12 protein-coding genes are annotated in these 12,539 nt (G+C 62.3%); 1 reads left to right on the top strand and 11 read right to left on the bottom strand.

Features of this window, described 5'->3' with window-relative positions:
- Position 1: 1 nt before the first annotated feature.
- From OJJ21_RS11385 to OJJ21_RS11355, 7 genes are all read right to left on the bottom strand, one after another.
- A complete protein-coding gene (locus OJJ21_RS11385; RefSeq protein ID WP_297686261.1) occupies positions 2 to 1,315 on the bottom strand; it encodes an ABC transporter substrate-binding protein in 1,314 nt (437 codons plus the stop codon).
- A gap of 22 nt (positions 1,316 to 1,337) precedes the next feature.
- Positions 1,338 to 2,396, bottom strand: coding sequence for a sn-glycerol-3-phosphate ABC transporter ATP-binding protein UgpC (ugpC, locus tag OJJ21_RS11380; protein WP_297686326.1), 1,059 nt, complete (start codon positions 2,394 to 2,396; stop codon positions 1,338 to 1,340).
- 397 nt (positions 2,397 to 2,793) lie between these two features.
- Positions 2,794 to 3,771, bottom strand: coding sequence for a DUF6282 family protein (locus OJJ21_RS11375; RefSeq protein ID WP_297686259.1), 978 nt, complete (start codon positions 3,769 to 3,771; stop codon positions 2,794 to 2,796).
- A gap of 33 nt (positions 3,772 to 3,804) precedes the next feature.
- On the bottom strand, positions 3,805 to 4,437 hold the full coding sequence (locus tag OJJ21_RS11370; protein ID WP_297686257.1) for a flavin reductase family protein: 633 nt from the start codon (positions 4,435 to 4,437) through the stop codon (positions 3,805 to 3,807).
- 5 nt (positions 4,438 to 4,442) lie between these two features.
- A complete protein-coding gene (locus tag OJJ21_RS11365; RefSeq protein ID WP_297686255.1) occupies positions 4,443 to 5,207 on the bottom strand; it encodes an aldolase/citrate lyase family protein in 765 nt (254 codons plus the stop codon).
- A gap of 35 nt (positions 5,208 to 5,242) precedes the next feature.
- Positions 5,243 to 6,148, bottom strand: a complete 906-nt coding sequence (locus tag OJJ21_RS11360; RefSeq protein ID WP_297686254.1) for a hypothetical protein — start codon at positions 6,146 to 6,148, stop codon at positions 5,243 to 5,245.
- 115 nt (positions 6,149 to 6,263) lie between these two features.
- Positions 6,264 to 7,043: a DNA-binding transcriptional regulator gene (locus tag OJJ21_RS11355; protein ID WP_297686253.1), complete on the bottom strand. Its 780-nt coding sequence runs from the start codon at positions 7,041 to 7,043 to the stop codon at positions 6,264 to 6,266.
- A 333-nt stretch (positions 7,044 to 7,376) separates the two neighbouring features.
- On the opposite strand from OJJ21_RS11355, the gene OJJ21_RS11350 reads away from it, so the two are divergent.
- A complete protein-coding gene (locus tag OJJ21_RS11350; protein ID WP_297686252.1) occupies positions 7,377 to 8,288 on the top strand; it encodes an alpha/beta fold hydrolase in 912 nt (303 codons plus the stop codon).
- A gap of 81 nt (positions 8,289 to 8,369) precedes the next feature.
- Here the strand turns inward: OJJ21_RS11350 and OJJ21_RS11345 are convergent, their stop codons facing one another.
- The 4 genes from OJJ21_RS11345 to OJJ21_RS11330 form a co-directional block, all read right to left on the bottom strand.
- On the bottom strand, positions 8,370 to 9,788 hold the full coding sequence (locus tag OJJ21_RS11345) for an aldehyde dehydrogenase family protein (protein WP_297686251.1): 1,419 nt from the start codon (positions 9,786 to 9,788) through the stop codon (positions 8,370 to 8,372).
- 13 nt (positions 9,789 to 9,801) lie between these two features.
- On the bottom strand, positions 9,802 to 10,563 hold the full coding sequence (locus OJJ21_RS11340; RefSeq protein ID WP_297686250.1) for an SDR family oxidoreductase: 762 nt from the start codon (positions 10,561 to 10,563) through the stop codon (positions 9,802 to 9,804).
- Positions 10,564 to 10,624: 61 nt separating this feature from the next.
- Entirely contained in the window at positions 10,625 to 11,593 is a 969-nt protein-coding gene (locus tag OJJ21_RS11335) for a tripartite tricarboxylate transporter substrate binding protein (protein ID WP_297686249.1), read from the bottom strand.
- Between the two features lie 68 nt (positions 11,594 to 11,661).
- Positions 11,662 to 12,539 (bottom strand): 3-keto-5-aminohexanoate cleavage protein (locus tag OJJ21_RS11330; protein ID WP_297686248.1); only part of this gene is annotated, 878 nt, incomplete at its 5' end.

Here is a 12,539-nt window from a genome sequence, read left to right as displayed (position 1 = left end):
GTCAGCGGTAAATACGCTTGGCCTGCCGTTCGGCGACGGCAATGGCGCCCTTCACGTCTTCGCGGCCTGTTGCGTAATTGGCGAACATGTCGACGACGATGAAATCGGCAACCGCAGCTGCCGCTTTCTCGCCCAGCGAACCAAGGCCACCGGGCGTCAGCGTCCGCTTCGATACATCGCGATACGGCGTGCGCTTGGGATCCGAGGTCCAGATCGGATTCTTGTCATAGGCGTTGAGGAAGTGCGACAGATACCCCTGCGCTGCCTCGACCCACGGGTTGAAGTTTTCCGCCTCCAGCATGAACGCCGTGAATGCCTTGCAAGCCTGCGGCGCCTTGGTGAAGTTGAAGGTCAGGATCGGGAAGGCCAGATGCAGTTCGGTCGGCTTGCCGACCGGGCCGATCGGCATATAGGCATGATCCATGTCGTCGGCGACGGCCTTGTTGTCCTTCTGGGCTGCCACATAGACCGAGATGCCGTTCGAGGTGAGGTGGAGATCGCCGGACACGAAAATCTTGTTGTTTGACGAGTCATTCCACGACGCGGTGCCGGGGATAAAGTTCTCGTACAGCGCCTTGACGAATTCGAGCGCCTTGGCGGTTTCCGGCGAGTTGATGATGACCTTGTCATCCTTGTCGACCAGCTGGCCGCCATGCGACCACAGCGCCCAGTGCAGCCAGGTATTGGCATCGCCCGAGGCGTGTCCCAGTGCGAAACCGGCCGGCGTGTTGTTCTTCTTGAGCGCTTTCACCAGTTCAAGGAAGCTGGCCGTGTCCTTGGGGAATTCCTTGAAGCCGGCCTTCTGCATCGAGGAGATGCGGTAGTTCATCAGGCCGCCGGTGGTGGCGACCGGAATGCCGATCCACTTACCGCCAGACTTGCCGTAGAGCTCTGCCGCCGGGGCCCAGCCGCCGTATTTCTTGCCGAGATAGTCGGCCACGTCGGTTTGATCCAGACATTTCTGCGGGAAGAGATGCGGCAGCGAATACAGGCCCCAGACCATATCGAGGCCCTGGCCAGTATTGGCCACCACGGAGGCTTTCGGCTGGATGTCGTCAAACGATTCGTTGACCACATTCACTTCGACGCCCGTTGCCGCCTTGAAGGCGCTGACCATTTTCATGAAGGCGACATCTTCGGCTTCAACGAAGCGGCGCCAGCGCATCAGGTTAATCTTGGCGCCTTTCTCCGGCTTCCAGGGCGCAGTCTGTGCCCAGGCTTTGGCCCAATCGAACAGGGCGCTGCCACCAAGCATACCGACACCTGCAAGTGCGGTACTGCCTTTAACAAATGTACGGCGTGTGAAATCGTTCATCGGTCGTTTCCTCCGTTGATTATCAGGCGTTCAGCCTTTTTCCAGTCGACGCGTCAAACAGATGAACAAGCCCTGGGTTGGGTTTAAGCCGGATCTTGTCGCCCGGCCTGAATTTGTGGCGCTCGTGAAATACTGCGATGACATGCTCCTCGCCGAGCCTGGCGGCGACCATGATTTCCGATCCGGTCGGCTCGACAACCCGCACTTCCGCCTCCACGCCATCGTCGGCGAGCGCGAAATGTTCAGGCCGGATGCCGTAGACCGCTGGCTGTCCGGCAGACCCGTTCGGTGCCGATGACAGCGGAAGATGCAGGCCGCCCTGCCCCTCGAAACTGCCGCCATTGATCTTGCCGTGCACGAAATTCATGGCCGGAGAGCCGATAAAGCCCGCCACGAACATGTTGTCGGGCCGGTCATACAGATCGAGCGGCGCGCCGATCTGCTCGACCCGGCCGTCATGCATCACCACGATCTTGTCGGCCATCGTCATAGCCTCGACCTGATCATGCGTCACGTAGACAGTGGTTGTCTTAAGCCGCTGATGCAGTTCCTTGATTTCCGTGCGCATGGCAACACGCAGCTTCGCATCCAGGTTGGAAAGCGGTTCGTCGAACAGGAAAACCTGCGGATCGCGCACGATGGCGCGGCCCATGGCAACGCGCTGGCGCTGGCCGCCCGAAAGCTGGCGCGGAAAGCGCCCGAGCAAAGGCTTCAGCCCCAGGATGCCTGCCGCCTCCTGTACGCGCTGGTCGATTTCGCTTTTCTCGGCGCCACGCAGCATCATCGAGAATGCCATGTTGGCTTCTACGGTCATGTGCGGATAGAGCGCGTAATTCTGGAATACCATGGCAACGTCCCGCTCTTTTGGGGGGACATGATTGACCACATGGTCGCCAATGCTGATCTCGCCGCCGGTGATGTTCTCAAGGCCGGCGATCATCCTGAGGAGGGTGGATTTGCCGCAACCGGAAGGCCCGACGAGCACGACAAATTCACCGTCTGGAATATCGACCGAAATGCCGTGCAATACATGCGTCGCGCCGAACGCCTTCCGGACGTCGCGGCAGAATACACCTGCCATTATGGCACTCCTCCCTGATATATTAGATGTCAGCATATAGCCGGGACAGCACCACCGGCAAGCAAGGATGCTGAATGCCGCTACTTGGTACTTCACGACACGAGTAAACAGCCGTGAAACTACACATGGCGCTGCGGGGTTTACCAAACCCCGTCAAGGGGACCGAGCCAGGCATTGCGGATGTTGCTTTGCACAAGATCTGCGAAAAGCGGCGGGTACTGATCTTCCGGCCGCGGCTATTGGGCCGAATTGACTGTCGGCAAAGAGATCGGATCACTTGTGCCGGAAACGAGCGATCCTGTCCGCAGCCGGGTCTGGCCAAGGGCGCGGCTCCACCCCGGACAGGTCCGCTGCATCCGACGCAACGGATGCGTGGAGCGCAGGGGGATAAAGTGGCTCAGCGGGCGGCGGCGGCCGATACAGCGAGCTGCGGCTCCGGAAGACCCATCAGCCGGCAGGCATTCAGGCCGATCATCTTGCGGATGTCTGCCTCGCCGTAGCCGAGCCCCAGGCAGAGCCGGATGACCGCCCGGAAGCCGGCAACCGGATGCGGATTCTTGGCCTGGCCGAGATCCGAGCCCAGGATCGTGCGCTCGACCCCGGCGGCGTCGATCAGCTGCTTGAGCTGTTCGCCGGTGAATTTCTTGTTGTAGGTCTCATTGATGAACATGCAGAACGAGTGCTCGATATAAGCCCCCATATCGGCGAGTTCTTTGATGTCGCGCAGATTGGCATCGACCACGAAGGTCGGGTGGTTGACGAGCAGGCGCTTCACGCCGCGCTTCTTGGCCTCGTCGAACAGCGGCCAGATCTCGCTGATATGCAGGTGGCCCGCCGAAAGCACGCAGTCGGACTCGGCGATTATATCCAGGATCGGCTTGACCTCCTCCTTAAGATCGCCCCGGTCGGTGACGACCGACAGGCCGGTGGGTTGCAGCATCCTTTCCTTGGTCGGCAGGATGACGTGCCGGTGGCCGTGGCGCAGATGGTTTGCCGCGCTGAAGGTGGGCATCCACACGATATGCCCGCCGAGCTTGAGCATATGGTCCACCGCGTAAGGATTGAGTCCGCCGACCGTGTTGTTGAGCGCCACGCCGGTCAGCAGGCTGAGCCTGAGATCGGGCATGGTCTCCTCGATATACTTCGCCACCGGCGTCACGGAGTAGTAGTGATCCTTGAACAGGATCGCGTGCATGCCGGCATCCTGGGCCTCAAGAATCGCCTGCAGGTGATTGAGAGAGCGCGGCATCACCGACGGACCGCTGTGACAATGCAGGTCGACGGCGCCGCGCAGGATGTCCGCGATCACCGATTCAGGCGCGTCAGAATACTCCTCGACGGTTTTCGAAAAGGTAAGAATGGGATCGCCGCTCATCGCTGTGTCTCCTGGTGTTGGTGTTAACGCGCCCTAGCCCCAGCTGACGGCGCTTTTTTGCGGGCTGGATTGCTCGGCCTGCGGCGTCATGCCGATGATCTCGCCAAGCGTCGCATAGTTCGGACCGCCCAGGCGTGCGATGGGCCGCAGACGGCCGGTGTCGATCTTGTTGTCCACCGCGAGACCCTCACGGATATGGAACAGCTGGATCTCGCCGGCGAAGAACTGGTTGCTGCCGAAATCGACGACCTTGTGCAGCCGGCATTCCATGGCGATCGGCGCCTTCGCCACGCGCAGCGGGGCCACCAGTTTGCTGGGCACCAGCTCGAGCCCGAGCAGATCGGCTTCGCTGATCTCGGGCGGAAACTCCGCACCGCTGCGATGCAGCGGATCGAGCAGGGTCTCGTCGCCGATATGGACTACGAATTCCTGCGTCTCATGGATGTTGCGCGCCGTATCCTTGAGGCCGTTCGGTCTTCGGCCAATACTCACGCCCAGCATCGGCGGGCGGTGTGAGACGAAGGTGAAACAGCTGAACGGCGCCAGGTTCGAAACACCGGACGCAGACCTGGTGCTGACCCAGGCGATCGGCCGCGGCACGACGACGCCGCAGAGCAGCTTATAGGCGGCGTCGCCCGACAGATCGGCAGGACGAATCTCCAGCATGGAAGTCAGCCGAGCACTTCGCGCATCTCGGCGAGGCCCCTGGTGGCCGCCTGACGCAAAAAGCCCTGATCCGAATTCAAGATGAAGGTTGTCGCTCCTTGGCTCTGCAGCCACTCCGCCTCGGGACGGCCGCCGACATAAACGCTGACCGGCTTGTTCGCCTTGCGCGCCGCCGCCGTTATCGTCTCCACCGCCGCCCGTATGGCCGGCGGATTGGGCGTCTCATCGCCGAAGGCTGCCGTCAGGTCGCCACGCCCGATGAAAAGCGAGTCGATTCCCTCGACCGCAGCGATCGTGTCGATCCGGTCAAGCGCCTCGGGGTCCTCGATCTGTGCGATGACGGTGACCGTATCGTCCGAGGCGCGGATATGCTGCCACATCGGGACGGCCGTATAACCGCCGGCGCGGGTGCTGGTGGCATAGCCGCGGCGGCCATTGCGATAGCGGCACAAAGCTGCCACCTCGCGCGCATAATCGGCGCTCGCCACATGCGGAACCAGAATGCCGGTTGCACCACAATCGAGCACGGACAGGATCGTATCCGGGCCGGACACACGCACCAGTGCCGGAATGTTACTGCCACGCGCCGCCATCAGCGCGATGTCGGTCGTGGTGCGGTCGAACGGCGCATGTTCCTGATCGATGACCACGAAATCGAAACCGAGACCCGCGACAATCTCGGTGGCGTGACTGGTCGGTGTCTTGAGGAATGTGCCAACCAGCTTGTCGCCGGCCAGCAGCCGCTGCCGGAAAGAACGCGTCTCCGCCATGCTTAAAGCTCACTCATTCTCTGTTCAGACTCTCTCTATTCCGGCATCGGATAATCGTCGGCATTCAGCACCCAGCCGGGCTTCAGCGAGAAATCCATGCGCGGCGGGCAGAACAGGTCGACGAGCTGGTTCAGGCCCTTGCCGACGGCTTCGGTGGTGTGCACCGACGGCGGCGGGATGACGGCGATGGACGGACTGCCGCACAGCTCATGCTGGTCGTCGCGCCAGATATGCCTGTTCGGCGTCCAGGGCCAGCGAATGTGGTGAACGAATTCGCCTTCCAGCGCGAGGGAACCCTGCTCGAAATCGTCGTGATGATGCGGCGAGAGCGTGGTTGGGTCGCGCGGACCCTGGCGCGGATCGATGTAGTTGATCATCAGGGTCGTGCAGCGCCAAATGCGCCCGAAGCGCCCCTTCTCCGGCGGCACGTCGAGCGAATAGACGCGAAGCTTCAACCCGTCTTTCGGCACCGGCCAGGGCTTGACCGGAGCCACCGCCGGCTTCGGCTCCCTGTAGGAGGCATTGTTGATGCACTTCGCCACGAGGTCGGTCGACTGCGTGGTGAACATGCGCACGATGCGACCGGGCTTCAGCACCTTCACACTCGATTTGCCAGGCGGGATGAAGGCCAGGGAATTGCCCTTCACCACCTGCGAACCCTGACCGGTGGTGATCTCCACCTCGATCTTCGGGTCGTCCAGGATGATCGCATATTCATCCGGCTGCGCCGCGCGCATCAGCACGGCGCCTTCCGCCGGATCGGTGATGGCGATCAGGAAATTCTGACCGCGCGCATACCAGGTCTTGCCCTCCGGACCATCTTCCGGGGTCTCCTGGTAGAAGCGTACGTAGTCGCAGCCGCCATAAGCGGTGATGGGCGCGGCCGGCGCGCCTGCCGGCTTGGTCGTCAGGCCCGCCCGCGGATCGCTGGGGTTGTACACGGCATGCCTCCCTCGTCATGAGCCGGTCGATTGGACCGGATCATACGGAAGGTGCGCCGCTGCGTGGCGAAGATTTCTGTGGCATTCCGTATTACGGAACGACCTTTGCCGGGTATCAGCTCCCCAGGCGACTGATGCTGCGCGTGATGTTCTCCGCCGCCTCGCGCAGATGCGGCACATAGAGCTCCACCGCCTGGGCGCGCTTCATGGCCGAGGTGAAATAGGTCAGCCCCAGGGTTGCCAGCACGCGGTCGCCATCCATCACCGGAACCGCCAGCGTGGAGGAGGATTTTGGCTCGACGGTCGGATCGCGCTCGGCGAAGCCCTGGCTGCGAATGGGTTGCAGGCTGCGCAGCAGCGCAGTGGGCCGGCGGGCCGATGCATCTTCGGGATCTTTCGACGCCGACAGCATCTGCAGCAGGATGTTGCGTTCTGCGGCGGGGCAAAACGCGAGATAGGCCCGCCCCAGGCTGCGCGACACCAGGCTGAGCCGCAGACCCACCGTGCCGTGGAACGGCGAGATGGGGCTGTCGGGGATGGTGCTGAAACGTACAGTCATCGCGTCTTCGTCAAGCACCGCAATCGCCGCCGGCCACTTGAACCGGCGGGTAAGATCGATCGCCCAGGCCCGTCCCGCCTCAACCACCAGCGGATCGCCGTGGAAGCCGCAGCTCAGCGCGCGCACCTGCGAGGTCACGGAATAGCCGCCCTGCCGGGGATCGTTAACGACATAGCCCCGCACGGTCAGCGTTCTGAGCAGGCGCACGATGGTCGGCTTGGGCAGGCCGGTCGTATCGTGCAGCTGCTTGATCGAGGCGACCTTCTGACGGTTCAGCGCCTGCAGGAGATCGAGCGCGCGCGTAACCGATTGCACCTGATCGGCGGCCGGGGACATGGCGTTTCCTCAAACACGTTGCTTGTTTCGTATTGTGAAACGCTGGCCATGCCAAGGCAAGTACATTCCGGATTGCGGAATGACCGGAACTTCCTGTCCCGCTCCTCATCCTTCATCTGTAGGGTCGCCGGCACAAGAAAAGCCGGAGGGAGGCACATCATGACGTGCGGGAAAAACAAAAACCGTTCTAAAGACTCGAAACAGTTAAAACTCCATGTCGCAGCAGCGCTGCTGACCGGACTCAGCCTTGCTGCCTGCGCGCAAGGGAATTCGACTGCGGCGAAACCGCCGATCGTCCTGGACTCGACAGGCGCGTATGAGGTGGGGGGCAGAATGATTGCCAACCCGAAAAATCCCAACGAGACGCTCTCCTGCGACCACGGATACGTCGAATACTTTATCCCGCAGAAGCGCCGGCAGGTCGGCCTGGTCATGTGGCACAGCTCCAGCACCAAGGTGTGGGAGAACCGCTGGGATGGCGGGGAAGGCTTCAAGAGCATGTTCCTGCGCAAAGGCTATCCCGTGTATCTGTGGGATGGCCCGCGCGTCGGCCGCGCGAACTGGAGCTGCGAGCCGATCACCTATACGCCGGATTATTTCGACCAGCGTAACTTCGCCGCCTGGCGCTTCGGCATCACCTATCCTAACTGGCATCCGGGCCTGCAATTCCCGACCGCCGACAAGGAAGCCTGGAACCAGGCGACCCGCGCCCGTTACGACGAATACGACACACTGGACAATGCCCTGCTGCAGGCCGAGGCCGGCGGCCAGGCCATCGACCGGATCGGCCCCGTCATCGCCCTCACCAATTCCGCCGGCGGCTGGCGCGCGCTGCTGTCGGCGCTCAAGGCGAACAGCAGCAACATGAAGGGGATTGTCGCTTATGAGACCCCGGGGTTCGTTTTCCCGATTGGCGAGGGCCCCGAACCGCAGCCGAAAGCACCCTACGGTCCCCACTCCGTGCCACTGGCCGAGTTCATGAAGCTGACGAAATTCCCGATCCAGATGGTGTTCGGCGATTATACCGACACCCGCCCGATCTGGAAAAATTCGGCCGAGGTGGCGAAAACCTTCTGCGGCATCGTGAACAAGCATGGTGGCGACTGCGAGGTACTGAAACTGCCGGATGCGGGCCTGCGCGGCAACTCGCATATCCCCTTCGCCGACCTCAACAACGAAGCCGTGGCCGACCAACTCTCCAAATGGCTGCAGCGCAAGGGCCTGGACAAGTTTGCCGGTAACTGATGCCGGAACGTAAAAAGACGCCGGCGTTTCAGTGAAACGCCGGCGTTACAGGCCGGGAGGCACTAGCGGCCGTGTCAGCCGCTAGCCGAGAATGGCCTTCACTTCGAGATACTCCTCGAATCCGAAAACTCCGAATTCACGCCCGTTGCCAGACTGCTTGTAGCCGCCGAAGGGCAGGCTGCGGTCGAAAGGCGCGCCGTTGAGGTAGACGCGCCCGGCCCGGATGCGGTTGGCGACGGCGCGGGCATGGTCGCGGTTCTTCGACTGCACGAAACCCGCCAGACCGAACGGCGTGTCGTTGGCGATCTCGACGGCTTCATCCTCGGTGTCATAGCCCAGGATCGCCAGCACGGGGCCGAAGATCTCCTCGCGGGCGATCCGCATCTGCGGCGTCACATCGCCGAAGACGGTCGGGCGGACATAATATCCGCGGTTGAGGTCGGCCGGCCGCCCGGTTCCGCCTGCTACCAGGGTCGCACCCTCATCGAGGCCCGACTGGATCAGAGCCTGGACCTTGTCGAACTGCGCCTGGCTCACCAGCGGCCCCATGGTGGAGGCCGGATCGAGTGGATCTCCCAGGCGAATGGTGTCAACCGCCTGGCGCGCCGCCGCGAAGGCCGCATCCCGCTGCGTCCGCGGGATCAGCATGCGGGTGGGCGACTGGCAGTTCTGCCCGCCATTCGTGTAACAGGCATGGACGCCCGCGATCACGGCAGCCTTCAGGTCGGCATCGGGAAGAATGATGTTGGCGGACTTGCCGCCCAGTTCCTGCGCGACGCGCTTGACCGTGTCGGCTGCCAGTTTGGCCACTCTTACACCGGCCGCTGTCGAGCCGGTGATGGACACCATGTCGATTTCCGGATGGGCAGCGATGGCTTCGCCGACCGTGGGGCCGTCGCCGTTCACAAGATTGAAGACGCCCGCCGGGAGGCCGGCATCGTGAATGATCTCCGCCAGCAGCATCGCGCTGAGTGGCGCGATCTCGCTGGGCTTCAGAACGACCGTGCAGCCGGTAGCCAGTGCCGGCGCGACTTTGGAGGCCACCTGGTTCAGCGGCCAGTTCCATGGCGTGATCAGGCCGCAGACGCCGATCGGTTCGCGGCGGATGACCCCGTTCCCCATCGGCTCCTCGAACCGGTATTGCGCCAGCACGCGTGCCGCTTCCTCGAAATGAAAGAGCGCGACAGTCGCCTGGCGCTCGGTCGCAAACGTGATGGGTGCGCCCATTTCCAGGGTCATCGTTCGCGCCAGTTCCGGCAGGCGTGCCTTAAACCCTTCGATGATCTTCCGAAGCCAGGCCAGGCGATCCTCGACACTGACCCCGGAATATGTCGCGAAAGCAAGGCGTGCCGCCTTTACTGCCAGATCAACATCCTGCCGGGAACCCAGGCTGATTCGCGCGAAGGTCTCCTCCGTCGCAGGGTTCGTTATGCCCAAGGTTGACGGCACGGACGGATTCACCCAGCCGCCGTCGATATAGAATTTCAGCTTCTCGATCATTCCCTGCTCATCCTTAAAGATGTCTGCCCTCATCCACGGGCACCACAATGCCCGTCGAGCTGGTCAGATTAACGAGACAGGCGATCACCGCCCTTGCGACATCGTCCGGCATAGTGACATGGGCCAGCGGCAGCTTTTCCGCCACCTTCAGCAGTTGCTCGCGGCTGCGGCCGGGAACGAATTCCGTATCCACGCCGGCGGGTGAGACGGAGAAGACGCGGATTCGCGGCGCAAGCACTTTCGCGAGCGCGATGGTGAGCGCGTCGACGCCTGCCTTTGCCGACAGATAGGCCAGGCTGCTGCCCAGCCCCGTACGGGCAGCAATGGAGGAAATGTTCACAATCGCCGCCTGGTCGCCACATTCCAGAAGGGAACGGAAGGCGCGGATCATGGCAAAGGGTCCGCGCAGATTGATCGCAACGGCGCGGTCGAAGATATCGTCCGTCAGCCGGTCCAGATCATTGACGGGCACTGGCGTGGTCGCGCCCCCGCAATTGACCAGTGCATCGAGTCGCCCATAGCGGTCTCCCACAGCCTTCGCCGCTTCGGCGATGGAGGCGGAATCTTCGATTGCGATACGCAGGGCCATATGTCCGCTGCCCTGCAGGCCGGCAACGACTTCTTCCGCCAGGGCCTGCCGGCTGTTGTAGCCGACCACAACTGCCGATCCCATGGCGGCGAGGCGGGCGGCGGTCGCCTTGCCGATACCGCTGCTGCTGCCGGTGACAAGTGCAACCTTCGGAACCGGCAGCACAGGAATTTCAATACTGGCCATTCACACCACTCTTACAGTTCAGCTAACGGCTTCGGGGCCGCGCACTGGCGGCCCCGCCCAGCTACATCGAAATCTTTGCCGCCTCGATCACCGGCTTCCACTTGGCAAGTTCGCTTGCGATGAAGGCCTTGAGGTCTTCCGGCGATCCACCGACGCCTTCCAGGGTATTCTGCTCGAGAAGGCTCTTGGTCATGTCGCTTTTCAGGAAGTCGTTCACGCCCTTGTTCAGCTTGCCGATGATGTCGGGGGGCGTGCCGGTCGGCGCAACCATCGCATACCACGCCGAGGCCTCGAAACCCTTGAAGCCTGCTTCCTGTACCGTCGGCACGTCAGGCAGCTGCTTGCTGCGCTGGCTGGTCGTCACTGCAAGTGCGTTGATCTTGCGCTCAATCACCTGCGGCACATAGGTCGGCATGAAATCCATGGCGACATCCACCTGCCCGCCAAGAAGGTCGGTCATCAGCGGTACCGTACCGCGATAGGGCACCATCGTCATCGTCACGCCGGTAAACTGCTGGATCAGCTCCGCCGTGATATGCCCGAGCGTGCCATTGCCCGGATTGCCGACATTGACCTTGCCCGGATTTTTCTTGGCATAAGCGATCAGCTCCTCGAAGGTCTTCGCCGGAAAACCGAGCCTCGTCGAGATCATGAGCGGCGATCTGGCAACGAGCACGACCGGCATGAAATCCTTCGCCGAATCATAGCTCAGCCCCTTGTACATCAACTTGTTGATCGCTATCGGCGACGGCGTCCCGAACAACAGCGTGTAGCCATCGGCTGGCGCCTTGGCCACCGCGGCGCCGCCGATATTGCCGCCCGCGCCCGTGCGGTTCTCGACGACGAACGGCTTGCCGTAACTTTCAGCCAGATGGCTGGCGGTGGCCCGCGCGAGGAAGTCGACGGCAGAACCCGGAGGGAACGGCACGATCATGGTGACCGGGCGATCCGGCCATCCTTCCGCCACCGCCTCATGACAGGGTGAAAAAGCAAGTGCAAGGCCCAAGAGGGCAAAAGAGAGCAGACGCATGTTTCCTCCGATTTTGATGCAGCATTTACGCTGCGATTGTTTTTGACCTCGTCAGACCATTCTTTCCGTTACACTGGCAGCGATAGAATTTCACGGGCCTGTCGCGCGGTCGCGATCTGCCCGCCAAGCGATTCGACAATGCCGCGCGCCTTCTCCACCATCGCGGCATTGGACGGGGCAAGCATGTCCCTCGCGAGATAGACCGCATCTTCCAGTCCGACGCGGACATGGCCGCCTGCCAGACAGGATTGCGCCACCATCGGAAAAGACATACGACCGGTGCCGAACGCGGTCCATACGGCGCCGGGCGGCAGCAGGCCGCGCGCATACAGCACCGTTTCCGGCGATGGCTGGAAACCGTATTTCACGCCCATGACGATCGAGCACAGGACCGGGCCTTTCAGCGTGCCGTCACGGACGAGGTCGCTGCACAGGGCGATGTCGCCGGAATCGAACAGTTCGATCTCGGGCTTCACGCCCGCATCGTTGATCACCGCAGCCATGCGACGAACGTTGTCCGGCGTATTGATGACCACCTGCTTGCCGGAATTCATGGTGTTGAGATCGAGGGTCGCGATGTCCGGCTTCAGCTGCGCAATATGTGCGACCCTGTTTTCGGGCCGCGTCAACGTGGTGCCGGGGCCGGCGACTTTCGGATCATCCGCGTCCGGCACGAACCGGCCGCCCGGCCCGGTGGTGAGGTTGATGATGAGCGGTTTGTTCCTGGCGCGGATGCGATCGATAACGTCGCGATAATAGTCGATCTCCATCGACGGCCGGCCGGTCTTCGGATCGCGCACGTGGATATGCACGCTGGCCGCGCCCGCCTCGGCCGCGCCCAGGCAGGCCTCGGCAATCTCTTCGGGTGTGATCGGCAGATGAGGCGTCATCTCCGGCGTGGTCTGGTTGCCGGTCACGGCGCACGTGATGATGACACGCGATTGCA

It is taken from the genome of Ferrovibrio sp., from assembly GCF_025869515.1.
Classification (GTDB): domain Bacteria; phylum Pseudomonadota; class Alphaproteobacteria; order Ferrovibrionales; family Ferrovibrionaceae; genus Ferrovibrio.
Note: the sequence above shows the minus strand (reverse complement) of the source record. Positions and strands in the feature narration are given on the sequence as shown.